This window comes from Microcoleus vaginatus PCC 9802 (assembly GCA_022701275.1).
Lineage (GTDB): Bacteria > Cyanobacteriota > Cyanobacteriia > Cyanobacteriales > Microcoleaceae > Microcoleus > Microcoleus vaginatus_A.
This window is the reverse complement of record CP031740.1, coordinates 3,297,984-3,323,025: the sequence shown is the minus strand read 5'-3', so window position 1 is coordinate 3,323,025 and position 25,042 is coordinate 3,297,984. Positions and strand designations below refer to the sequence as shown.

20 protein-coding genes and 2 pseudogenes are annotated in these 25,042 nt (G+C 43.4%); 8 read left to right on the top strand and 14 right to left on the bottom strand.

Annotated features, from left to right (window positions below):
- Positions 1-51 precede the first annotated feature (51 nt).
- From D0A34_13480 to D0A34_13445, 8 genes are all read right to left on the bottom strand, one after another.
- Positions 52-1,386, bottom strand: coding sequence for a hypothetical protein (locus tag D0A34_13480; GenBank protein ID UNU19749.1), 1,335 nt, complete (start codon positions 1,384-1,386; stop codon positions 52-54).
- 14 nt (positions 1,387-1,400) lie between these two features.
- Positions 1,401-1,733: a hypothetical protein gene (locus D0A34_13475; protein UNU19748.1), complete on the bottom strand. Its 333-nt coding sequence runs from the start codon at positions 1,731-1,733 to the stop codon at positions 1,401-1,403.
- A 362-nt stretch (positions 1,734-2,095) separates the two neighbouring features.
- The gene (locus tag D0A34_13470; GenBank protein UNU19747.1) at positions 2,096-4,615 is read right to left on the bottom strand and encodes a hypothetical protein; all 2,520 of its coding nucleotides are present in this window, start codon (positions 4,613-4,615) and stop codon (positions 2,096-2,098) included.
- 398 nt (positions 4,616-5,013) lie between these two features.
- Positions 5,014-6,198, bottom strand: coding sequence for an aspartate aminotransferase (locus tag D0A34_13465; protein UNU19746.1), 1,185 nt, complete (start codon positions 6,196-6,198; stop codon positions 5,014-5,016).
- A gap of 99 nt (positions 6,199-6,297) precedes the next feature.
- The gene (locus D0A34_13460; protein ID UNU19745.1) at positions 6,298-7,443 is read right to left on the bottom strand and encodes an iron-containing alcohol dehydrogenase family protein; all 1,146 of its coding nucleotides are present in this window, start codon (positions 7,441-7,443) and stop codon (positions 6,298-6,300) included.
- A gap of 295 nt (positions 7,444-7,738) precedes the next feature.
- Positions 7,739-7,960: a hypothetical protein gene (locus D0A34_13455; GenBank protein UNU19744.1), complete on the bottom strand. Its 222-nt coding sequence runs from the start codon at positions 7,958-7,960 to the stop codon at positions 7,739-7,741.
- A complete protein-coding gene (locus tag D0A34_13450) occupies positions 7,953-8,147 on the bottom strand; it encodes a DUF2281 domain-containing protein (GenBank protein ID UNU22285.1) in 195 nt (64 codons plus the stop codon). Before D0A34_13450 ends, D0A34_13455 begins: the two co-directional genes overlap by 8 nt.
- A 117-nt stretch (positions 8,148-8,264) precedes the next feature.
- Positions 8,265-9,524, bottom strand: a complete 1,260-nt coding sequence (locus D0A34_13445; protein UNU22284.1) for a hypothetical protein — start codon at positions 9,522-9,524, stop codon at positions 8,265-8,267.
- Positions 9,525-10,742: 1,218 nt separating this feature from the next.
- On the opposite strand from D0A34_13445, the pseudogene D0A34_13440 reads away from it, so the two are divergent.
- The 3 genes and pseudogenes from D0A34_13440 to D0A34_13430 all read left to right on the top strand — a co-directional run bounded on the left by D0A34_13440 (position 10,743) and on the right by D0A34_13430 (position 12,168).
- Positions 10,743-11,121, top strand: a pseudogene (locus D0A34_13440) (GIY-YIG nuclease family protein).
- Between the two features lie 4 nt (positions 11,122-11,125).
- Positions 11,126-11,332 carry a hypothetical protein gene (locus D0A34_13435; GenBank protein ID UNU19743.1) on the top strand — a complete coding sequence of 69 codons (207 nt, stop codon included), beginning with the start codon at positions 11,126-11,128 and terminating at the stop codon, positions 11,330-11,332.
- A gap of 191 nt (positions 11,333-11,523) precedes the next feature.
- On the top strand, positions 11,524-12,168 hold the full coding sequence (locus D0A34_13430; GenBank protein ID UNU19742.1) for a peptidase M15: 645 nt from the start codon (positions 11,524-11,526) through the stop codon (positions 12,166-12,168).
- On the opposite strand, the pseudogene D0A34_13425 reads toward D0A34_13430, so the two are convergent.
- Positions 12,169-12,429, bottom strand: a pseudogene (locus D0A34_13425) (helicase).
- A 65-nt stretch (positions 12,430-12,494) separates the two neighbouring features.
- Positions 12,495-12,944, bottom strand: a complete 450-nt coding sequence (locus D0A34_13420; GenBank protein ID UNU19741.1) for a hypothetical protein — start codon at positions 12,942-12,944, stop codon at positions 12,495-12,497.
- Between the two features lie 404 nt (positions 12,945-13,348).
- Here D0A34_13420 and D0A34_13415 point away from each other — a divergent pair, with 404 nt between their 5' ends.
- From D0A34_13415 to D0A34_13395, 5 genes are all read left to right on the top strand, one after another.
- Positions 13,349-14,773 (top strand): aspartate ammonia-lyase, encoded by a 1,425-nt coding sequence (locus D0A34_13415; GenBank protein ID UNU22283.1) that lies wholly within the window; start codon positions 13,349-13,351, stop codon positions 14,771-14,773.
- 174 nt (positions 14,774-14,947) lie between these two features.
- Positions 14,948-15,274 carry a hypothetical protein gene (locus tag D0A34_13410; protein UNU19740.1) on the top strand — a complete coding sequence of 109 codons (327 nt, stop codon included), beginning with the start codon at positions 14,948-14,950 and terminating at the stop codon, positions 15,272-15,274.
- A gap of 135 nt (positions 15,275-15,409) precedes the next feature.
- On the top strand, positions 15,410-16,369 hold the full coding sequence (locus D0A34_13405) for a DUF362 domain-containing protein (protein UNU19739.1): 960 nt from the start codon (positions 15,410-15,412) through the stop codon (positions 16,367-16,369).
- A gap of 706 nt (positions 16,370-17,075) precedes the next feature.
- Positions 17,076-18,335: a glycosyltransferase gene (locus tag D0A34_13400; protein UNU19738.1), complete on the top strand. Its 1,260-nt coding sequence runs from the start codon at positions 17,076-17,078 to the stop codon at positions 18,333-18,335.
- A gap of 680 nt (positions 18,336-19,015) precedes the next feature.
- Positions 19,016-20,011, top strand: a complete 996-nt coding sequence (locus D0A34_13395; GenBank protein UNU19737.1) for a class I SAM-dependent methyltransferase — start codon at positions 19,016-19,018, stop codon at positions 20,009-20,011.
- A gap of 474 nt (positions 20,012-20,485) precedes the next feature.
- On the opposite strand, the gene D0A34_13390 is transcribed toward D0A34_13395, so the two are convergent.
- The 4 genes from D0A34_13390 to D0A34_13375 all read right to left on the bottom strand — a co-directional run bounded on the left by D0A34_13390 (position 20,486) and on the right by D0A34_13375 (position 25,041).
- Positions 20,486-21,292 (bottom strand): glycosyltransferase, encoded by an 807-nt coding sequence (locus D0A34_13390; protein ID UNU19736.1) that lies wholly within the window; start codon positions 21,290-21,292, stop codon positions 20,486-20,488.
- A gap of 117 nt (positions 21,293-21,409) precedes the next feature.
- Positions 21,410-22,492 (bottom strand): NAD-dependent epimerase/dehydratase family protein, encoded by a 1,083-nt coding sequence (locus D0A34_13385; protein UNU19735.1) that lies wholly within the window; start codon positions 22,490-22,492, stop codon positions 21,410-21,412.
- Positions 22,493-22,551: 59 nt separating this feature from the next.
- Positions 22,552-23,781, bottom strand: coding sequence for a glycosyltransferase (locus D0A34_13380; protein ID UNU19734.1), 1,230 nt, complete (start codon positions 23,779-23,781; stop codon positions 22,552-22,554).
- Positions 23,782-23,880: 99 nt separating this feature from the next.
- A complete protein-coding gene (locus tag D0A34_13375) occupies positions 23,881-25,041 on the bottom strand; it encodes a glycosyltransferase family 1 protein (GenBank protein ID UNU19733.1) in 1,161 nt (386 codons plus the stop codon).
- Position 25,042: the final 1 nt, after the last annotated feature.

Below are 25,042 nucleotides of genomic sequence, written 5' to 3'. Positions count from 1 at the left end.
GCAAATTATAGATTGATAGAATAAGGGTTTGGGCTTATGACGCACCCTACCCTATGTGCTGGATAGTATGTATATGCCCGGTTCAGTGTCTGGCCCAGGCAGAATTTCACGGCTGCTTTTAACACCTTTACTTTCGCACAGATTTGCAAACGATTCTAAACCCTCTAATCTGGCGGAAAGTTCACTCAATCCATCCAAATATTCAGCTACAGCAATTTGGCGATGTGTCCATGTTTGATCAAATTTAGCAGAACTATAGGACATTTCAAACTCTACATCAACGTTAATTTTTTTGCTTCTGATTTGGTCAGGAGATAAAGTGCGATCGCTTGGTGATATTTCCGTAATCCGTTCTACTCGTTCTGAGGCAATATGGTTTTTAAACCGAGCATTAGTAAAGCGATAAGCTGTAGATAGATAAGTGTTTTCATCATTGATTAGTGCCTTACCCCATCTTTCCGCGACTTGTTTAAATTGGGGGATTTGTAACGCCAGTAATTCTTTAGCTTCTTGATGTTTCCCTATTTCTAAGAGAAGATTGGCTTCTGTTGCTATGGCTACAGCCCAACCTTGAATAGAAACATCAGCATTAAGCATAATTTCAGCATCTAATTCTGGGGTAGCTTGCATTGCTTGATTACTGAGAAATAATCCCACCCGAGAAGCTGTTTTAATGGCCGATCTCGGTGATTCATCAGGAAAACGAGAGCGATCGTCAAGTTCAGCTTTTAAAGCAGCTATTTCTTGAATTAGCAGGGCTTGATGAAGATGGGAAATAGCTTTAGCAAGGCTTTTTTGCTTTTGGCGGCTGTCTTCTACCAATAAATACAGATATGCCAATTGTCCAGAGATATTATCTAAGCGATTATCAACCTGATTTAACCTATATTCAACTCGATTAAATCCTTCTTCCATGCGATTATCAATCCGATTTAAGCCCGCTTCAACACGGTTAAAGCCTTCTTCCATTGACTGTTGAATGTGACCTAAAGTTTTTTGTACTTGGTGCAGTTTATAGCCCATATAGGCAAAGCCAGCAATACTGACACCCAGGTTTAAAACACTTGCGCCGGCAGCAATTTGACTTAGCCCCATCACTGAGGATAAGGTATTTTCAATACCGATTAATTTACGCTCGACACCTATTAATTTATGATAGTTAAGCCCATGACCAATAACATCAATTCCTGCCAAAATGGGAGAAAATGGAACAGTCATCAGTTTGCTAGTCAGTCCGGGAGTTTCGGCTAAATGGCGGACAATTTGACCACCATTTACAGTTCCCGCAGCCCATCTAATAACGCTGCCATAGCGTTGCATTGAGCCATTTAACAAACCTTGGATGATTTCGGGATTGTTAACTAAAAGAGTGGTATCAATTAACATTTGACTTACTATGTTTAGCGATTATAAACGTCAAAGTTTCCGTAGGCTTCCATTTGCAATCTAGGCGATATTTCAAAGTTAACTAAATCAGCTAAGTTACGAAAAGCGTCATATCTATCCAGTTGATTGACTTTAGGCTTAAATCCTTCATCGGCTTTATTTAGCTCTATAGAGACTAGATAAATATCATATTCTGATTCTGCTCCTTCTGACACTAAATACCGATTGAGATTAGCTTTTCTTTGAGAAAATTCACTTTCATCGCCTAGCCATAAATATTTTGTGATTTCGTAAAGTGCTTCTCCCTCATTAACGTTAATTCGTCCCTTTGCTTCCAGTGATTTCAAAAAATCTGCTTGTAAATGAGAAACTACTAAAACTAAAAACTGTTTAGTAATTATTTTTACTGGAGGAGTTGGAATTGGAGGCGTTTGAACTGTAGAAGTGTCAGAACCCGGAGGATTAGGGTCAAATTTTCTTGATTCTTCTCTATGAGTTAGCTGTGGTGATTGCTCCTCTTTTAGCTGTTTAAATTTTGCTCCTGCTAATGCTCCTCCTGCTGCTCCTCCTGCTGCTCCTACTAATGCTCCTCCTAGTCCTCCTACTAATAGTCCTCCTAGTCCTCCTACTAATGCTCCTGCTGCTACTATATCTAGATCGTTAGATTCCATTTTTGAACTCCTAAATTTCATTATGTTTAAAACTTGCTTCACTGGCCAATAATCTCTTGTAACTTTTCACAATCTGCTGCTGCATGATCTTTTTTAACTTCAAAATCAAGCCAGAACTGTTTTTGCTGCTCAAAGTTTTCCTCAATAATAGTTAATTGTTGTTGCAAAGCACGTTCAGCTAGATTGGTAATCTCATCAACGGATTCTTCAAAGATACTGCTAACATCATCTAATCGTTTGAGAATCCAGTCAAGCAAAATATCCCACAAACTTCCTTTCTTTTTCTCAATTCCACTTAACCATTGTTTTGCCATTAAGTCGGGAGAAGGAAGAAAAAGTTCAACATACTCGATATCTTCGTAAATATTCCGAGTTACAGCTTCTTGGTAATTACTGGTTACGGGTCGTGTTTTTGTTCTCGTTTTCGTGCTAGAAAAACAAGAACCATCTTGATAAGATTCTGTATAGTTTTGATATTCAGTTTTTGTGCGAGTTTCATATTCTGTTTTCGTACCAACGACTTCTTTTTGTTTGGAGCGATTTTGTTTGATAGGCTCGGAAAGTTCAAAAAACTTCTCAGGTAAAGTTGGTAAGTTTTGAGCTAACTTTTTGCGTAAATTACTGAGGGCTGCTTTTTCAATGTTAATCGAAGAAAAATTTTCATCTGACAAACAAACTTTTAATCTCTTAACTTGCTCATTAACTAATGACTCTAAAGCTTGTTCAAATTGTTGAGCTTTTCCTTGCAAGAAAAATTCTGCTCTTGTAGACATAGCTTTTCTCATGCTGTGATATAGCAACAGAGTATAGCGTTCATCATGTTCAATTTCTTTTTTTCCCTGATCATCATCAGCCCGTACACGCTTAACTAAGTATTCTGACTTAGGAGAAAACTTACTGAGTCTTCGACTAACATTATCATAGGCATGAGAAATATCATCAGCCAATGAAGGTAATGTGACTTCCCGTAGTTTATCTCTTAGCTCAAAAGCTCCTTGATTATCTTTAAGAGCATCGCGAACTGGAACAATTAAAACTTTAGTCAAATCTCCTTCTACCTCATTAACAGCATCAAGAATCAGAGAAAATCCCTTCAGAGAAAATCCATCCAACCCTTTTTTTTCAGCAGCTTGTTTAATCTTAATCCGAATATTTGGATCATCGCTTTTCAACCCTGCTATCAGTAGCTCAATTTCGCCCTTAAATTCTTTCCCAATTTTCTTGATATTTTTCTGCAAATCTTGACGAATGTTAGCGATTTTATCTTTTTCTTGTTCAACCTGTTCTTGATTGTTAATTTTTCGAGCCTGAATCAGAACCTCTAGTAATTTTTCCAAAGCATCATAATTATCGAATACTTCCAACAATGCAGGAAGTATTACCAGTTCTGAAAATGATTCTTGAACCCGCACACGGAAACGATCCCAAAGTTCTCTACCACCACTCCATTCTAAAGAATAGCGGAGAATTTCTCGCATGGTTTCATCATCAATAGCCTCATTGTCTTCTACCCCATCTTCAATATAGCGAAACCAATTCTTTAAATCTCGATTCTCTTTAGTATTTAATTTAATAACTCCTGCACAATCTTGAAACATAGCCTTAAGGAGTTTTAACCGTAGTTCCTGATTTATCAGTGATGGTTCGTTAAAAGATCCTGAACCCCAAGCACATTGAGCATAATATAAAAGACGAGCATTAAAAGGCAGGACATCAGGAAGTTCTGGCAGTAATAAAACCTCTTTAATTTCCTCTCTCAACTTATCAATCCGCACTGAAAGAGGTAAATCATCGGCTCCTCGGTTATCGACCCGATTTAAGATAAAAATCATCGAATCTGTGCGACCTTGTAGATATTCGACAACTTTCTTTAATTCTTCTAATAAGCGTTTTCTGTGCTCATCATCTACCTGCATATAGTCTAAAGCCACTAAACTAAAAGCTTTATTAACTTGCTTTTGGATAGTTGCTAAGTTAGCCCGGTCTTGAACTGATTTCAATCCCGGTAAATCAATCAATTCAACTCCGATTCCGTTGGGTAAACCCAGTAAAGAAGCATCACAAGCAGGTAAAAGAGGAACATGAGCTGTTATTTGTGGCGCAACATACTCACGCTTTTTCCGCGCCGCGTGATAGGAGTGCATCACGCTGCTAATTCGCTGGTATAAATCCTCATCGCTTAATCCCGTCCATTCACCAGCATCCCAAGCAGCATCTTCCGTTTCTGCAATCATTAATCTCTGTTCTTGAGAATGTTTGATGGTTAATACACCCCCACTCATTTCCCCTGCTTCAATAGGCGCAATTTTCCGACCAATCAGCGCGTTAACAATCGTTGACTTTCCAGAGGAAGTTGTGCCCAGAGTAGCAATCCGAAAACTAGGATTTTCTAGGCGTTGGACGGCTTCTTGATAAACAGTTAAAAAATCCTGTAGGCAAGATTGAATCCCCGAATCAGCAAAAACATCCGGGGACGAGTTGACTAAGCTAGAGACTGAGTTGCCTAATTCTTGTAAAAGGTTGCGGGTGTTGTTTAACTTAGATTCGATTACAGGCATGGCAAAAATGCTTCCTTAATGATCTTTGTTAACTATAACTAAGGAGGCACGGCGTCGGACATCGTACATCCACGGATGTTTTAAACCTTGCCACAAAATAAAGAGTGACTCTTAAATCAACTTGTAGAGTGCGTCGGAGATTGATTATTTCAATTTTAACAGGTTTATTCTGCTCCGGGGCATCCTACACACTCGGCTGTCCCGCACCTTGCGTTATATTTTTCGGGCGGGCGGGACACCCCACAATAATTTCATCAAACTTGACTGTAAAATTTGTATGCGCCTGAGCTTGTTAATCTCATTATTATGTTTAGGGGGTAATGGGTGTCATCCTTAACATAATAATGAGTTGATGCAGAGTGAGCGGCCAATCATCGCCAATTACCAATAACCAATGACTATTGATAGCGAATGTTTGCTTGTTTCAAACGCCGCAGGGCTTCTCCCAGTCGATCGCAATCTGCAATCAAACTAATTCTCACATATCCTTCGCCGCCCGGCCCAAAAGCATTCCCAGGAGTCACCACCACACCGGTTTGCTGCAAAACATTCAGGGCAAAATCAGTCGAACTCATGCCGCGAGTGCAGGGAACCCAAAGATACATTGCAGCCAGAGGTTTGGGAATATTCCACCCTAACTCTGCCAATCCTTCAACCATAAAATCCCGGCGAGTCCTGTAACGATTCTGCACTTCGTCCAAGTAACTATCGGGCAATTGCAGTGCTGTTTCTGCTGCTGTTTGCAATGCGGAAAATATACCGTAATCTAGGTTAGTTTTTAATGTCCGCAAACCTTGAATAATTTTGCTATTTCCTACTACAAAACCGACGCGCCAGCCGGCCATATTGTAGGTTTTGGACATGGTGTGAAATTCGACGCCGATTTCTTTACCGCCGGGAATTTCTAATAAACTTGTCGGTTGATAGCCGTCAAAGGCTAATTCCGCATAACACAAATCGTGAACCAGCAAGATTTGATGTTTGTGTGCGAAAGCCACAATATCTTTGTAAAATTCGCGGGGTGCAGTTGCTCCAGTCGGATTACTGGGATAATTAAAGTAGAGTATTTTGGCTTGTTCGGCTACGCTGTCGGGAATGTCGGCTAAGTCAATTACCCAGTCATTTTCTGGTTTGAGGATGATGTTGTGAACTTTTGCACCGGCAATGATTGGGCCGCGAAATAATACGGGATAAGCAGGACTGGGTACTAATATTAAGTCCCCTGGATTGATATAGGCGATCGCAAAATGTGCTAAACCTTCTTTAGAACCCAACAGAGGCAATGCTTCGCTTTCTGGATCGAGTTCAACGTTGTAGCGGCGGCTGTACCATTTAGTAATAGTACGGCGAAAACTGGCAGTTCCTTCAAAGGGTGGATAGCCGTGATTGGCAGTATTTTGGATGGCTGCGACGGCGGCTTCTACTACTGGTTGAGGAGTGGCACCGTCGGGGTTTCCCATTCCTAAGTCTATTAAATCGAGTCCTTGTTCGCGGGCGCGGGCTTTGAGTTCGTCGAGACGGGCAAATACGTAGGGCGGTAGTTTTTGCAACCTGTCAGCAGGGCTAATCCAATCCAAGGTCATTTATTTTTTGTCAGTTGTCAGTTTTCCTGGTTTGTAGTAAGGACTTTCGTCCTTGCTAGCACAGCCTTTTCAGGACTTTAGTCCTTACTACAAACTGTTTTAATTCTTAATCTTTAATTCTCCCACAGGTGCGGTGGTAGAAACCATCGCTGCCATTAATTGTTGGGGAACGACTTTAAAAGGCAGTCTGTGGATGTCGGAATTGGGATTGCAGGCTATGTCGGCGGCGCGCTGCAATTCTGTGATGGTAATGTCTCCGAGTCCGAGGTTTTCTAAAGTTTGCGGTAATCCAATCTCGGCGTAGAATTTTAGCAGTTGCTGTCTGGCGCTAGCGGCGAGTTGATTGTTTTGCAGCATTTCTTCTAGTCGCAGTTGTACTAAAATGCCGTAGGCGACTTTTTCGCCGTGCAATGTGCCGTGACTTGCTAATAGATGAGTTAGGCCGTTGTGGACGGCGTGGGCTGCGACGGTGCGACATTGGGCACCGCCAATTCCGCCGATTACTCCTGCTAGCAATACGGCGGCATCTGTGACTTCTTGCCAGGTTTCGCTACCGGGTTCTTTGAGGGCGGAGGCTGATTTTTGGAATAAAATATCGCGCAGTATTCTAGCTTGTTGAACGGCCGAAATAATCAGGGTTTGTTCGGAGTGTCCGCTGCTGACTGATGCTTCGTACCATTTCGCGATCGCATCTCCAATTCCTGCTACTAATGTCCGCTGCGGTGCGGTTTGAATTAAGCCGTAGTCTAGTATTAATAAGTCGGGACATCTGGCTAATGTGACATCGTATTGGAATGCACCTTGTTCTGAATAAATGTTAGATAGGGCTGTCCAAGCGGCACAGGTGGCTGCTGATGTGGGTATGGTGACGATCGGGATTTTGCACTGATGGGCGACGAGTTTGGCTGCGTCTAAGGCTTTGCCGCCGCCGACACCGATGATGAAGTCGGCTTGATGGGTTTGGGCTGCAGCGCGCAGGGTTTCGAGGCTGGTTTCGCTGCAATCCTTGCCGTATGATGTTTCGGCGGATTTTAACTGCTGCTGTTCGAGGATTGGTTGCAGGTAGGGTTGGGCGGCGGCGAGGGAGTTGCTGCCGCCGACGATTAGCGGCCGCTTTCCGAAACGGGCGATCGCATCTCCGGCTTGTGCGATGGCCGATCGACCTCGCAATACACAGGCGGGAGCAATTGTCAAGGAATAAATTGCTGGTGCGGTGGCGGTCTTAGTGCTTTGGGTTTGAGTCATCGAACCACTGGATAAGTGACGAGAAGGTTGACGCTTTGCAGGATTGCTGGATTTTCTAGGATAACTCTAATCTATGCGAACATGGTAAGTTTTATAAACTTTTTATTAAGTATTGTTGGGCTGTTGGGGGATGGGAGGGCCCAGTTGAGGGGAGTTGGGGAGTTGAGGGCGATCGAATTATGATTAAAGTTGAGGCTTAACGTACAAATCCCAGACTGGTTTCACTGCTGCTGCATCTGGTTGAGAAATTTGCCCGATTTTCGCTAGCAACAAAAACTTTTTCACACAATCTAATCTAGACAAACGTACTGTAGTTATCATAAAGTCCTTCGTCTTCGGGTACGTAGCCTTTCAAAAAAGCGTCGTGGCTGCGAGTGTAACATTTCTCAATTAAATACTCCTCGCCATCGAGTACCGAAAACTCGGTTAATTCAGGATATGTCAAAAAATCTTCGGCTGTAGCAGGTATAAATGCTGCTAGTATTTTATGGCGTTCTGCTATTGGCAGGCTAGCAATTTCTCGCTTGTGATAGCTTGAGAGTAGGTTCGGTTATTGACGAACTGTTAGACTCAGAACTTTCGCTGGGTAACTGCTTTTTCTGTTCCGCTTTTTGCACGAGGAATTGTGCAAAGTCGAGCACTTCTTGTTGTTTCTCCCTTGGCAACTGTCGCAGATTATCTAACACTGCTTGCTCAAAATTAATTGTTTCTGACATTTCAATTACCTTCCCTAAGCGTTTATCGGTTTATTTCTCACGCAGTCAAGTTTTGTAGTTCCCTGTTTGCAAATAGCGCCATAATTTTCATCTTTCCCTGTTACTTCACTCATCACGCCGCCAAATCTTGATACTCCCATCACAACTGCCACTAACTAGAGTGTGTCCATCTGGGCTAAAACGGATCGAATTAACCCTGGCTGAATGTCCAGTGAGAGTGTGAATTTCCTGTCCGGTTTTCAGATTCCAAAGCTTGATAGTATTGTCATTACTTCCACTTGCAATAATTTGTCCATTCGGGCTGATGACAAGGGAAAAAACCAAGTGTGAATGCCCTGTTAGAGTGCGAATTTCCTGTTTGATTTTCAGATTCCAAAGCTTGATAGTGTTGTCTCCACTACCACTTGCAATAATTTGTCCATCCGGGCTGAAGGCGACTGAATAAACTGACTCTGAATTCCCAGTGAGAGTGCAAATTTCCTGTCTGGTTTTCAGACTCCACAGTTTGATAGTTTTGTCCCAACTGCCACTAGCAATAGTTTCTCCATCCGGGCTGATGGCGACAGAATAAACCAGGTCTGAATGTCCAGTGAGAGTGCGGATTTCCTGTCCTGTTTTCAGATTCCACAGTCTGACAGTATGGTCATAACTGCCACTAACAAGAGTTTCTCCGTCTGGACTAAAAGCAAGAGACCGAGTTAAACGTGAGTGACCCTTGAGAGTCCTAATCTCTTGTCCATTTTCTAGATTCCACAGCTTAATTATTCCGTCATAACTTCCGCTAGCTAAAATTTTACCATTAGGGTTAATGGCAACGCAAGAAACCTCATATAAATGCCCATAGAAACTACGAATCAGCTCTCCTGTCTGCAAATTCCAAATTTTGCTGCAATCTCCACTGCTATCACTAGCAAAAGTCTTGCCATCTGGACTGATAACTACGCAATTAACAGATGAGTTACCTACGCGATTAAGAGTTTTGACACATTTGAATGGCTGATAAATTTTTCTCCTGAGTGCTTTTTCTATTTGTTGTTGGCGTTTTGCTTCAGCTTTGGCAGCTTCTTCTATTTGTTGTTGGCGTTTTGCTTCAGCTTTGACAGTCTCTTGAGATTGACGTTCCGCTTCTACTTGCTCAATCAGCTTTTTCAACTCCTGTTCATACTGTTCTCGCTGTTGCCGCTGAATATCCTGAAGAATATCAAAATAAGGTTTCACCCACTCTTCTGCTAATCCATATTCAGCCAATTCATCCTTTAAATTAAATAACAAAGGTTCATAGCCAGGGTCAATATTGAGATAATACAAATCGGCTAAAAATCCCGCCAGCAACTTATGAATCGCTACAATCAACTGCCGAATCATGCGGAGGGCTTTTTTCTCACTTACCCCAGAGGCTAAAAGTGCATCTTTTGCCTCTTCCCAGTCAAAAACTTTGGTAGAAAACAGGGAGACTTCCTGATTGTTGAGGAATCCCCAAAAGCCGACGCGGAAAGTTACCGCATAGTCGCTGATATCGCTATATAAAATTGTAGTAGGAACCGGAGATAAAATTCGCTGCAAGCGTTCCACATCAATATCACCAATCGACTCAGTGAAATAGTCGCTATAAAACTTAACTGGGCGTAAGACATCCTGTTGAGGATAATGCTGTCTGAGAAAATCTCCCACACTTCTCATCTCAATTGGCAAATCTTCACAAAAGGTTTCCGGGCATCGCTTGCTAATTTTGGGCGGTGATAGTAAGATTAAGAGGCGGTGTTGCTGCTGAAGTAAAATCTGCTTAGTTTCCTCTCGATTCAACTTAGAAAACCAAGTATCTTTATCCCAAATTGTTTGAATTTCAGCCAGCTTGACCTGAATATCCTTTGCTTGCAATTCCCGCATCAAATCCCGCTGCAAGGCTGCCAACTTCAGTCTGTCTCGCTGTTCCTGTTCCTGCAACTCAATGCGACGCGCTGTTTGTGCTACTGTTAGCTTTAACAATTCCCTATCTCTGGTATCTTTCGCCTTCGCGTATTCCAGCAGTTCTTGGGAATAACTCTGTTTTGCTCGCTCTATCTCAGCCGAATTCGATGAATTATTGGGAGCGGGAATCAGAATATCTCGGTACTTTTGAGAGTTATTGCCGAAGGCTTCTCCTAGTTTGTAGCCGATATTTCGGGCGATGGGTGAGAGCACTTCTGAGATGTAGGGAGCGATAGCGAGGATTGCTTTTGCGAGCATAATTGTGGGTGAGGATGCGATTATTAATAGTGTAGCAGGATGTTAGGAGGTATAATTCGGATGGTGGCTAGATATTCTGCACTTGTTGCTTTTTAGATTTAATTTCATCATTAATACTCCGGGACGCAGAAACGAGGTTTTTTACGGAAATAACGTTACATCTTTTACCGGCAGGTAAAACTCGATCGCTCGCCCCTTTCCCATATCCTAGAAAAACACAGGCACGGCCAAGGCTCAACTCAGCTCGGGATCGATCGCCTTCTCTGTGCGATCGCGCAGGAAACCATCCCTAGTTGATGATGGTTGTAACAGAATTTGTGGGATTATGATTTCTGTGCAATTAGCCTTCTTGCCTTCATGCCAACGAATGATTCTGACCTACAAATCCAAGCACGAAGAATTCTAGACGCGATTGCTTTCATTCCTTTTGAGCAATGTCAACCCTTGACCCGTGGGTTTGAGAGCATTCCTGCGCGTCCTGGCATTTATGCAATCAGGCACAGAACTGATGGATTGCTCTACATCGGTAAAACCAAGAGCTTACGAGGTCGCTTCAGTGGTGGGCACAAAGCTTTTTTGTGGGGATGGCTCGATAAATATAGCGATGAAGACATACGGATTGCAGTACAGACAATTTCTCACGCTTGAGAACCCTGCGTTACTATTGGAGCTAGAAGCCATCATTCTAAGAGCTACTGAACCCCCTTACAACGTCCAAATTCCAACTGAGATGTAAAGCCATGCAAGCCAAACTTCAAGAGCAACTTTCCCTCGCTGATGCCGAAGTTATTTTAGGACGTTTTCCTGAACGAATTCGTGCTGCCCTAATTGCTCGTGCTGCTGAAATTGAATACCCAATCGAAGCAGTCATTGAGATGGCGATCGCTAGTTTCCTTGACACAGAGGCATTAGGTTTTGCAGATTGCAAACCAGGACGCGGACAATAACAGCGTCAAGTGGCGATCGCCGCGATCTAACAACCCGGTTGGAGCGGACTACCGAAAGATATTGGTGGTGATGCAAAAGTTATTTCTAGCCACTCAACCGGAACGTTGCTTTTGGCTGAAACAATGCTTCTAAATTATCTGCCAGTATTGTAACATTAAGCTATTCACCTCTAATTGCTGTAGTTCAGTCTATGAGAAAGCCACAAACTGTTAAAGCTTTGGAAGAGCTAGGACGGGTTCAACTCTCTAAGAGTTTTTTCATGCGTGAGTTTCTTTATTCAGAAATCTCTCAAATTGAAGGTATCCCTAACATTCCTAGCGATCCTGACTTGGCGATCGCAGCAGGAAAGAATTTGTGTGAGAGGGTGCTTGAACCAATTCAAGATGCGCTGGGTCGGATTAGTATCCGCTCAGCCTATCGTTCTTGTGCCGTGAACGCCAAAGGAGCAGAGAATAAAAATCAGTACAACTGTGCCAGTAATGAGTCCAACTATGCAGAACATATCTGGGACGTAAAAGATTCAGATGGGTATATGGGAGCAACAGTATGTATTATTGTTTCATCATTTATCCCTTACTATGAACGCACTCAAGATTGGACAGCATTGGCATGGTGGATACATGACCACATTGATGCTTATGCAGAAATGACCTTTTTCCCAAACTATGCAGCGTTCAACATTAGGTGGAGCGAGAATCCTAAGGTTTCAAAAGTAATTTATAGCTACGTAAAAAATCCGCACACTGGTAAGAATAGCGGGTATCTGACAAAGGAGGGGATGGATAATTTCTCCGGTTTGCATGAGCAGTTTTACCAAGAATTTATCGCTCGCTGACTAACCATCGCCTTGAACCTCAATAGTATAACTGTAGCCCTGTTCGGTGAGGAATAGTTGCCGGTGTCTGGCAAAATCTTCCTCGCAAGTTTGTAGCGAGACTAATGTATAAAAACTCGCAGTATGTCCGTCAGATTTCCGGCGTAGAATTCGTCCGAGGCGCTGCGCTTCTTCTTGGCGAGAACCATACTTTCCTGATACCTGAAGCAACACATCGGCATCGGGTAAATCGACGGCAAGATTGCCCACGCGAGACAGAACGTAGAGTGCGTCGCTACTAACAATCTCCAAGCAGCTTGAATATCTCGTGGCGACGCACCATACAATTAGTTGATCGAAACTGATAGAGTGTAACTAGCTCCTCCTCGTTCTGTACCGACGACTATCTGATATTGCCCCGTCTGGGACACTTCTCCAGACCAGCTTTTTTCTCCTTCAGCTACGGCGTTTGTATTTGGATCGACAACCTTAAAAGCAGCATTTCCCTCAACTGATTGGATCTCAACATTCATGGTTTGACCTTCTTTGGCGTTAATCAGATAAATCATGACTTCGCCGCGCGCTACTCCTCCTTTTACTTCCGCTGAACTAGCACCGCGCTTAAACTGAATCTCCTGCTGGCGCTGACTCATTAAAATCGCCGGTTTATCCGGGATGGCTGCGGTGGGAACAATGCTGGATATAGCCTTTACTGAAGCCGGAAAAAGCGCAGAGGCGCTTAAGCCGATTATCAAAATATTTAGCGGGTGTTTGAAAGTTTTTGCTGGTTTGTTCATGGGAGTTTAACACTCTTGTGAAATGGATTTACTTGTATGATTATAGCTGACTCGCCTTGTCTGCGTGCGATCGCTCTTACCGATAGACTAATTTTAGCTTTTGCAAACTGTCAATCGATTTCAGCTTTGAGATTTTAGATTGAAGCCTAATATGTGGGATAATTTTGTACGATCGGGACTTACGCATTACTGTAAAGTTGCCTGCGGGCGCAGAAAAGTAAGATCGCCCGTCAGCCGTGTTACCAAAAAAATTGCCAGTCCACGACACACAAAAACCTTCAGAAACCGGGTTTCTTGACAAAAAACTATGCTTTCAAACAGATTCCCCGACAATAAACCCGGTTTTTGACCAACTGTGCGTAAGTTCTGTTTGCACAATTCCTAATAATCACAAACCAGACGATATGACTCAAAAGCCAACCGCAACCTATCGCACTGAAAGCGACTCGATGGGAGACAAACAAATCCCATCTAATGTCTACTACGGCATCCAAACCCTGCGCGCAGTTGAAAATTTCCCGATTAGCGGCATTAAGCCTTTATCAACATACGTTGATGCTTGTGTTTTAATTAAGAAGGCAACGGCGATCGCCAATGGCGAACTCGGCTGCATTCCCCAAGACATCAGTCAAGCAATTGTCCAAGCAGCAGATGAAATCCTAGCTGGCAACTTGCGCGATCAATTTGTAGTTGATGTCTACCAAGCCGGCGCCGGAACTTCTCACCACATGAACGTTAATGAAGTTCTTTCCAATCGCGCTTTGGAAATTATGGGCGATGAAAAAGGCAACTACAAGCGCGTCAGTCCTAACGACCACGTAAACTACGGTCAATCGACAAATGATGTGATTCCAACGGCAATTCGGATCGGCGGATTGTTGGCGTTAGAAAAAACTCTTTTTCCGGCTTTGTCAGATGCCGTAGTCGCCTTAGAAAACAAAGCAGAAGAATTCAAAGATATTGTAAAATCCGGCCGCACTCATATGCAAGATGCTGTGCCGGTTCGACTCGGCGACACCTTCGGCGCTTGGGCGCAAATTCTCAGAGAACATACTTTGAGAATTGACAGGGCCTCCGATGATTTGACATCCCTGGGATTGGGGGGAAGTGCGGCCGGAACCGGGTTAAATACTCACCCTGAATACTGTCAAAAAGTTGCTGAAATTCTCTCAGAATTAATCGACCACCCCCTAAAACCAGCAAAGCATTTAATGGCAGCTATGCAGAGTATGGCACCGTTTGTAAATGTGTCCGGCGCACTGCGAAATCTCGCTCAGGATTGCGTTAAAATGTCCCACGACTTGCGTTTGATGGACTCCGGGCCGAAAACGGGCTTGAAAGAAATTCAACTGCCTCCTGTGCAACCTGGTTCGTCAATTATGCCGGGAAAATACAATCCTGTGATGGCAGAAATGACATCGATGGTTTGTTTTCAAGTTATGGGTTACGATAGCGCGATCGCCCTTGCTGCCCAAGCGGGACAATTAGAATTGAACGTGATGATGCCCCTGATTGCCTACAATCTCATTCACAGCATCGAAATTTTAGGCAATACCATCAGTGCTTTGACTACCCAATGCCTCGCCAAAATTGAAGCTAAGGGCGATCGGTGTCTCGCTTACGCAGAAGGCAGTCTCGCCCTCGTTACCGCCCTCAACACTCACATCGGCTATCTCAACGCCGCCGCCGTCGCCAAAGAATCTCTAGAAACAGGCAAATCTTTGCGGCAAATTGTGCTAGAACGGGGTTTAATGAGTGCAGAAGACTTGGCAAAAGTTCTAGATTTAGAGAAAATGAGTGCGATGCCGGCATCTTCTGCTAACGTTTAGGATCTCGCAGGTATCAGCTAGACACTAGAAGGCTGAACTCGATTTAATTCTGCCTTCTGCCTTCTGAGTTCTGCCTAAGTGCTGTCACAGGTTAAAGTTAAAGAATTCAGAATTTAATTTTTTTACATTTAATTCTGAATTTTTTTTATAGTCTAAAGTTTGGGAGCAACATTCATGCGCGCCGGTTCTTTTGGCAAATTAACTCAAGATAAAGAGAACACAACTCAAGTGACATTTCATTATGTGGAAGGTCACGCAGAAACCTTTACTATTCCGATGCCTGCACAAGAATTCCAAGAGGAAGTGCTGACTTTGTTAAGTCAACCTTGGTTGACTTTCCATTTAGCCGATCAAACAGTTTTTATCTGTACTGCCCGGATAGTAAAAGTAGAAGTAAAACCTGCTATCCCGGCACTTCAAGGTCAAGGAATATTCTCTAACTCGCTGCGAGTTAGTACCATGCAGCGGGCGGCCGTTGGCAGATTGCCGATGGATACTTAAACCGAGTTGCTAGTTAGAGGTAATGGGTAATGGGTAAGGATAATCGCTGACAATTTATAGCGAGGAAAAATTACCAATTACCAATTACTAATTACCAATTATCAATTACCGATTACCAATTACCAATTACCCATTATGTCGGCTGTTAGTTTAATTCGTGCCAATTCATACGATCGCCAAATCTTGCAAACATCTTTAGAAAGTTTGCTCGCACCCTTGGGCGGAATCTCGGCTTTTGTCAAATCGGGCGATCGGGTTTTACTCAAACCCAATCTCCTGACAGGTTCTCGCCCTACAAAAGAATGTGTCACCCGCCCTGAATTGGTTTACTGTGTGGCCAAAATGGTTATAGAAGCGGGAGGAAAACCGTTTTTAGGTGATAGTCCAGCTTTTGGCAGCGCAATGGGTGTAGCCAAAGCCAACGGTTATTTGCCCCTGTTGGAAGAACTGAATTTGCCAATAGTTGAGTTTCAAGGAAAACGCTACGAAACTGTCAGCGAAGATTTCAATCATCTGCGAATTTGCAAAGAAGCAATGGAAGCGGATGTAGTGATTAATTTGCCCAAACTCAAATCTCACGTTCAATTAACCGTGACAATGGGCGTGAAAAATTTGTTTGGCTGCGTCCCCGGGAAAATGAAGGCTTGGTGGCACATGGAAGCTGGCAAAGATAGCGCCAGATTCGGTGAAATGCTGGTAGAAACTGCCCGGGCAATTAACCCAAATTTGACGATTTTGGATGGCATTATCGGTCACGAAGGTAACGGGCCAAGCGGCGGCGAACCTAAGTTTTTGGGAATATTGGCCGCGTCTGATGATGTGTTTGCTTTGGACAGAACTTTAGTTGAAATTATTAATGCTGATCCGGCGACGGTTCCCACTGTAGCTGCGGCGATGAGATTGGGACTTTGCTCGAATTTAGAGGCGATTGATTTTCCGCTTTTGCAGCCGGAAACTCTCAAGGTTTTGGATTGGAAGTTGCCGGAAAGCATGATGCCAATTGACTTTGGTATGCCCCGAGTGGTGAAGTCGGCTTTCAAGCACCTTTATATCCGGTTTATTAAAGAAAAGTTCAGCATCAAGGCTTCGCATTAGCGAAGAGAGAAGGGGTAAAATTTCTTTTTTTTTACTCCTTCTCCTTTGCCTTGTTAATTGTAAAGAAATATAATTTGTATGTTACACAATATGTATTTATGTAAAGTTTTAATAAATTTGTTATAAGTCTATGGTTTAAGTAGGGACGCCGGATTAAACCGCATAATGTAACACTCTGTAAACAGGTTTAAGTCAGCCAGTAGAGATCACTTGGAGACTTGGCCCTCGTTTACATAGGAGCGTTTTTTCGCGCCGACTTACTTAAAGCATTTGCCTCGCCGTATTCGCAACTCGCGCTCAGTCTTGCTAGCTAGAAGCAGTTAGAGGGTTTTACTTAAGTAGAAATACTTATAACAGCCCTTGTTTTAACCAAACTAACCCTAAAATTGCGCTCTTCTTTATAATTGACCGCTCAATTATAAAGATTGAGTAAAGCTGGGAAAAGGTTATTGACACTTATACGGAGATCGCAGATGATTGCGAAATATCAAACAGACCCCACCTTAAATAATAAAGGTCTAATCCAATTGCGGGCTCCATCTTAAGTATGAGATATCTCCGCAACAGAGTCTGAAATGCTTCTCGTATCAGGCGGGGAAATTTAAATTCGGTCGATGTCGGTTATATCGATCAACAGCCCTTGCCTACAGCAAAGATTCACTACCGCATCAACAGTAAAAACTTAAAATCAGGGAGCACCTAACCTATGCTTACTAACAACAATCTGACAATCGTACAGCCACTAAAAGCCAAGTTTTTGCCAAACAGTGAAGTTTTACTGACCCGGAAGTTAATAGAAGCAGTTGGTGAGTTAGCCACCTATTGGTCTGGTTCAATTACTGTGATGATGGAAGAAACGAAAGAAGACAACGACCAGATGGATGCAAAAATATTCAAACTTGATGAATTGCCATTCAAACTGGAAATAATTTCTTTTGATCAAATCACCCCAGCTTTACTACATCAGCATCAGAGTGCCCTGGTATTGGCAGCCCCGGAATACAGACAGAACCATATCAGTCAAGTGTGTAAAATAGCGGGAGTACCGTGTATTTACGTTTCCGAATACAGTCTGAAAACTCGCAAACAGATCGTGAATGTGAGTACGAGCAATCCCTTGATCCGCTTGCGGAGAATCATCTGGACCTACAGTCAGGAATATAAGCAGCGCAAGGCGATCGCAATGGCAGACGGATTGCAGTGCAACGGCACTCCTACCTACCAAGAATACAAGCATCTCAATCGAAACCCACAGTTGTTCTTGGACACGCGGATTAGAGAGGATATGTTAGCAACAGAAGCTGACATTGAACGGCGCACTGAAAACCGCTCTCAAGATATGCCTCTGCGGCTAGTATTCTCAGGTCGCCTAATTAAGATGAAAGGAGCGGATCATTTACTTGAGGTCGCTAAAGAACTCAAACAACTGAAGGTGAAATTTGAAATGTTCATCAGTGGTATTGGTGACTTAGAAGAGATGATGCACCAGCAAATAGCTGCAAATCAACTTAATGATTGCGTGAAAATGCTCGGAGTGCCTGACTTTAAAACAGAGTTTTTCCCCTTTGTGAAGAACAATATTGATTTGTTTGTTTGCTGTCATCGGCAGGGCGATCCTTCTTGTACTTACATAGAAACTATGGCTGGTGGCGTGCCGATTGTTGGATATGCTAACGAAGCATTCCAGGGAATTGCAGAAATGTCGGAGGCAGGATGGGTGGTGCCAATGAATCAGCCTAAACAGATGGCGAAGAAAATTGCCGAACTCAGCCAAAACCGGGAAGAAATTAAATCGATGTCGTTCAAGTCGCTGAAGTTTGCTCAACAGCACACATTTGAGAAGACTTTTCAAGCTCGCGTAAAACATATGCAGGCTATTGCCTACTCAACACGGCCTAGTCAAGTCATCGAAACTCAAGTATCTGATGCTCCACATATGGTTTTGGCGTACAGTCAACTGCCTTAAGAATGCTTCGGCTTATGATTGAGACAGGTTTCATTAAGGTAGCCACGGAAATCGGAGGTCTTGTAAAGGCAATGGTTGAGCGGAGCGATCGCCATTAGATTTAGATGTTTTTTTCACACTTAATAGCATCAAACTCGACTGGGCGATCGCACTTCTTCCATAGGTTCTCAAGTCTCCTTTAACAGGTTACATTTTCTTGGCAACCACCCGCTCCCACAGCAACTCTAAACCATTGAGCGACCAACTCATTTTCCTTTCCACCGGAACAGGCAAAACTAACAGGCGTTTTAGTTTAAATCTTGTTAAATCAACTGCTTCATTATTTAGGTGGATGCACAAATGCTTTTATTAGTATCATAGCCGAGAAACCTACCTTGTTTATAACTTAATATAGACTTGAATTATTGCTGAGTTATTGACAACAGAAAAACTTACTCACCGCCCGCTCGCGGAAGGTGTAGTTTTTAATCAAAAGTGACAAAGCCAGTTATATGCGTTAGCTTAAATTCGATGTTACTTGAAAAGCACGCCTCAGCAATTGTATTCCCAAAACTTCATAAGTTTTAGGCATTCATCTACTGTGTTTAGGAGTCCGCAATTATCACGGGTACATAACGTCCCGGATTGCTCTAACAGGAGTGGTTATTAATACATCAAGTTCCTAAGTAAGGAAAACTAAAATGCAAAGTCAAACGTGCTTAAGCCCTACCGTCGTCTGCCCGATATCGGCAGAGAGTATGAAACCGTGGCTATTCATACCCGGTGATTGGCGCAGACCTCGAAACAAAGAGTCATTTCAATTGTACTGGTGCGAAAAGTCACAACTTGGATGCATTCATCCTCTACCCGAACTCAACAAAATCGCCAGCTTCTACGACATTGATGAGTATTATACTCATCATATAGACTTTACAGGCTTCGTATCTGCCTCTTCTATTTCCTTCTTCGATAAATTGCGTACCCATCTAGCTTGGCGTTTCGATCGCGGAGTAGATGTCACAAGTAAATGGTGGAAGCAACAGTTCGGGACTGCTTCCTCTTCGATCTTAGAAATTGGTTGCGCCAACGGGCACCTGCTGCAAGAACTGCAAGCAGAGGGTCACAAAGTCTGGGGCGTAGAACCCGATCGACAAGCTTTAGTTTTGGCTCAGCAGCGAGGTCTTAATGTATTTTATGGTACTGCTGAATCTTTGCCCCCAGAAGTCGAGTCTAGACAGTACGACATAATTGTGATGAACCACGTACTCGAACATACCAGAGATCCTTTACTTGCACTCCGCAATGCCATGCAGTTGCTCGTGGATGGCGGCAAAGTGGTGATGGAAGTACCAAATAACTCTTGTATTGGGCTGAAGTCATCAGGGATTGCATGGATGCATCTAGATGTACCAAGGCATTTGTATTTCTTCACACCGCAGAGCTTGCGCGCTATCTGTGAAAAAGTAGGATTTGAGGTAATTTCTACCCAGTTTAATGGCTACTATCGCCAATTTGACAACACTTGGATCAATGATGAAAGAAAAATTTTCAGTGTGTTCGATTCCATTGCATCTCATCAGATAGTAAAGCGCAAAGAAAACAGTCAAGTCCAAGCTTGGAAGCTACTGCTGAAAACAATTTTTGCTGCTGATGAAAACAAGTACGATTCGATCCGGATTGTGGCACAAAAGCGATAGCAAGATCGAGGTAAGGGCAATAAACTTTGGGTTTGATTATCAACTTTCGTTACACACTCACCATACTGTGGCCATCCCCTGCGATCATCGCCCAGGCCGGGTGTACAGTCAAACCAAATGCGACTATTGACCCAGCAATCCACCTGACTCGATCGAGACTGACGCACCAACTTTGTATGTAAGGTGTGCAGTTCGCAGCTTACCACATAGATAATGTAAAAATTGTTTTCTGGCGTAATATCGTTTCCGGTGGCATCGGAATAATATATTTGGATCATGTCACTGGGAGTTTAAGAGCTCGCTACCCAAATCGCGAGTTCTTAAGCTCCCACTATAATTCGGATGCCACGGGATTTGATATAACTTTTCTTGAATATGCGATCGCAGTTGCACCACACAACGATTAGTTACGATGTGTTTGCCTTTTTACTTTTTACTTGTGAGCACCCATAATTCACCAGAAACTTTTAAATTTCAACCATATAATACTTCTTCTACAGGCGGCGTGGCGTCTGTGGGGTCGAACTGTTTGATTTTCAAAGCTTGTAGCAAAAATAGCCAGATATAAAGCGGATTCAAAAAAACATACCGCTGCCAAAGGCGCCGAGGTTCCTTAATCATCCGAAACAGCCATTCCAAACCTATTTTAGATAAAAAGTCAGGAGATTTAGCCAAATTACCCGCATGAAAATCGTAAGCAGCACCTACAGCAATCAACGGCATTGATAAGTCGTCCCGGTATTCGTAAGCCCAGACTTCTTGCCGAGGACACCCCAAACCGACAAAAGTAATTGCTGCACCGCTGTTGCGAATTTGCTGTGCAATTTCTTGTTTCTCTTGGGGCGAAACTTGCCTAAATTTAGAAGGCTGAGTTCCAGCAATAATTAACTTGGGAAAACGCTGGCAGAGATTGCGAGATAAAGCTTCCAGTACAGAAGCTTGAGATCCGTACAAATAGATAGGTAATCCTTCTTCTGCCGCACGTTCGCAGATTTGTAACATCGCATTCGGCCCGCAAACTCGATCGGGCAATTCCGTATGGTATAGCCAATTTAACGCCCACCTGACCGGCTGTCCGTCTGGCAATACTAAGTCAATGTGATTAATCCGATAACGATGAGTGCTGTCGAGAACCCCAGTCATTACCCCGTGAACCGCTAAAGCAGAAACTGACATTGGTTTTCCGGCGCTGGCTGCCGCAATAATTTTGCTAACAGCCGCTTCATAATTAACGGCATTTACTAATATGCCGAGTACATTCTTTTTGCCTTTATCAATCATAGAACACCTCTTTAAGCCAACGCTCGCAGTTACAGTCATAAATCTCCCCTAAGATTTGTTTAACCTTGTATTCTTCAATCGTTTACCGAAATTCCCAGCACATTCTTTTGGCCCCGCTCAATCATTGGAATCCTCTTTCAGCCAACGCTCGCGGTTACAGTCATAAATCTCCTGTAAGATTTGTTTAACGTTATATTTCATTTTCCAGTTGGGGTAGTGACTGGAAAATTTGGAATTGTCGCTAATCCACCAAATGTGATCGCCAATGCGATTCCCTTCAGCATAAGTCCAATTAAATTTGCGTTCTGCAATTGCCTCGCACATCTGGATCGCTTCTAACATCGAACAATTGCTGTACCTGCCTCCTCCTGTATTATAAACTTGGGCGCTTCGGGGAGCTTTATAAAATTCATAAAATGCCGAAATTAAATCTGCGCTATGAATGTTATCGCGAACTTGCTTGCCTTTGTAGCCAAACACGGTGTAAGGAGTTCCTGTGACAGCACACTTCATCAAGTAGGCGAGGAAGCCGTGCAATTGAGCTCCCGAGTGATTTGGTCCCGTCAAACATCCACCGCGAAAACAAGCGGTGTTCATATTAAAATATCGACCGTATTCTTGAACTAAAACGTCAGCAGCTACCTTAGAAGCACCAAACAAACTGTGCAGGCACTGGTCGATTGACATATCTTCCCGAATGCCGCTTTCGTAAGTATGGCCGGCTTCAATTTCCCACCTATGTTCTAATTCAATTAAAGGCAAACTGTTAGGCGTATCGCCGTATACTTTATTGGTAGAAGTGAAAATGAAAACCGCTTTAGGACAGTACAAGCGAGTTACTTCTAGAAGATTGAGAGTGCCGTTAGCATTGACGGTAAAGTCTATTTTCGGAGCACGGGAAGCCCAATCATGGCTGGGCTGGGCTGCGGTGTGAATTACTAATTCTATCGACTCGCCGTACCGCTGAAAGATATTGGTAATCGCTTCATAGTCGCGAATGTCCACATCTAAGTGATAATACTTGGTACCCAAGGACTTTTCGAGCAGTTGGCGGTTCCAGTTTGTAGAACCATCAGCACCAAAAAAGAACTGGCGCATATTATTGTCGATGCCAACTATATCTAAGCCTTGTTTGGCAAAGAACTTACACGCCTCAGAGCCAATTAAACCCGCCGAGCCCGTAATGATTGCAACGCCCACGTTTCACCGCCTGAAAAAATATAGTTTTCTTCGTTTTGCCCGATCGAAAAAATCGGAAGTTATCCTGATTTTCCGTTGAATACATTTTGGCACAATTGGGCAAAGAATTTACCTTTAACATCCCAATCATAGATTTCCCTGACACGTGTTTGACCCGCTTGACCCAAGCGCGATCGCAATTCACGATCTTGGGCTAAACACACTATAGCTTCTGCTAGACCTTGCACAGTGCGATCGGGGTCCGTAGCAGCCACTTTAATCCCCGTTTGCTCCGTTACTTGAGTAGCCGGTCCGCCCAAATCCAAACAAATCGTCGGACGGCCAACGCCCATCATTTCCGTGCACACAAAACCGCCAGAGTCATGCAAACTCGGATGGAGGAGAACGTGAGACTCCCCCATTTTAGAAAGAGTTTCAGTGCGAGATAAAGTTCCCCAAAAAAATATTTTATTTGCCAGTCCCAATTCTGTGGCCAAAGCTTCCAAACGCTGCCTTTCCGGGCCGTCTCCGACAATCCAGTATTCCGATTGTTCCAGCTTCGCCTCCGCAAATGCACGGAGTCCTAAGTGCACCCCTTTCCAGTGTAAGAGACGACCGACACTGATGAATCTAATTGGTTGCTCCGGCGGGGTAGGAAATTTCTCTAGTTCTTGAATTTCCTGCTGCGATAAACCGACTTGCGAGAAAATCTTCACGTTTTTTGCTTTGAGAAATCGCAGTCTGGCAGCGGTTTCTTCCGTAGTTGCCAGTGCCACGGCACTGCGACGCGCCGTCAGGCCCACAAACGGATCGCGTTCTCCTACGCTTTGAGCCAATGCTCGGAGCGTTTCGTAAATTTTGCCCCGGCGACTAAAATCTTGCCAAAAAGGCTTTGGTGCTGCTTCGGCCCCCCCCACCGGCCCCCAAATAAAAGGATGCGGCAACAGCGCCAAGAAACTGGGAGACCAATGTTTGACATAAGTTACGTGATGTACTATGTCAAAACCTATTTCGCGATCGAGCTTCCGAGCGATAAAATAAGCCCAGATTTGCCACAGATAGTAGTGAAGTTGCAGCAATCCTTGTTTCCCCTTCCAATCTTCGCTCCACCCAAACGGATCAAAATAAACAAAGTGCAGATTTGGCACTGGGTTCCGCTCTAGTTCTGCTTCAATGTACGATCGACAAAACGTGCGAGTAAATACCCAACTTTCGTGATGTTTAGCAGATTGGATAACAGTATTCCATCCTACTCCCTCTTCGGAGCCGAGATTCGGTTCGCAAGCAAACGCAGATAATAAAACTTTCATGGCTAAGTGGTAATTGCTAATTGGTAATTGCTAATTTTTCCCTCTTCCCTCTTCCATCCCTCCGTTAAATCATTTAAAAAATCCGTTTCCGAACTTCGTTCACCTATTCTCCATCAAAAAAGATGTAACTTCGACGTAAGCTTTAGCTGCTGTTTCTGGCGTTTTTTGAGAAATTATCTGTCGTGAACGCTCTCCCATCGACTCCATCACATCAGGATTATCTAGAAAAATTTGCATTTGATCCGCTAACTCTTGAGCACTGTTAGGGTCGAAAATATAACCGTTCTCGCCTGACATAATTAACTCACAGGAAGCTGCACCATTTGAACACAATACTGCTTTTCCCAACACCATCGCTTCCGGTACAACCATACCCCAAACATCCTCAAAAGTAGGAAACACAAAAATATCAGCTTGCTGAAAATAAGCACCTAAATTTCCATATTCTACCCATCCCGCCCACGTTACTTGCTCTTCAAAATCGCACTTTTTAATAAATGCTTCCAGTTCTTCGCGCTGATCTCCCTTGCCAATAATCAACAGCGAATAATCAACATAACCTTGATTTTTAAGAATAGCGCAAGCTTCTAAAAGCGTTTTAATTCCCTTTCTAGCCGTTATGCGCCCTACATAGAGAAAAATCGGGCGTTTCAACTGCAAGTTTGGTTGCTGAGTTTGATCCAATCGTTTCAGCAAAGCTCCCGCATCAGGTACGAGATAGGTTCGGGTAAAAATTTTCTCTTCCGGTACGTTGAGAACTTCCATCAGATATTTTTTACCCGCATTGCTATTGGCAACAAAAGCATCGGCAAACCGAACCAGGATGCGGCGCACAAATGTCCTAAAACTGGAATCTCGAAAGTCTGTATTTGGGGAACTACCATCGTAAATAATCGCAATTTTCCATCTCAGTAGCGGTTTTAAAAACGCAACAATTACAGTCCACAAAGAGAAAGCTTGGGGAAAGACCACATGAGGTCTAAATTTTAGCAAATAGCCGATAATACTAGGCGATACTACAATGAATCCGCGATCGTATCCTGTTTCTATCTTTTCCGTCTCGACAAATTTAGTCTCCCCTACCAATTGAATTGCCGATGCTCCCGGCAGGGTCGGATCGAACCCAGACCAAACACGACCAGTATAAAATACAGTATTCTTAAAAATTTTCGTAAATTCCCTCAAAACAGGCTGCCAGTAAGCTCCCAGTTCCACTTCCGGGACAAGCCAAGCAATGCGGAGTTCATTTCTATCAACCATC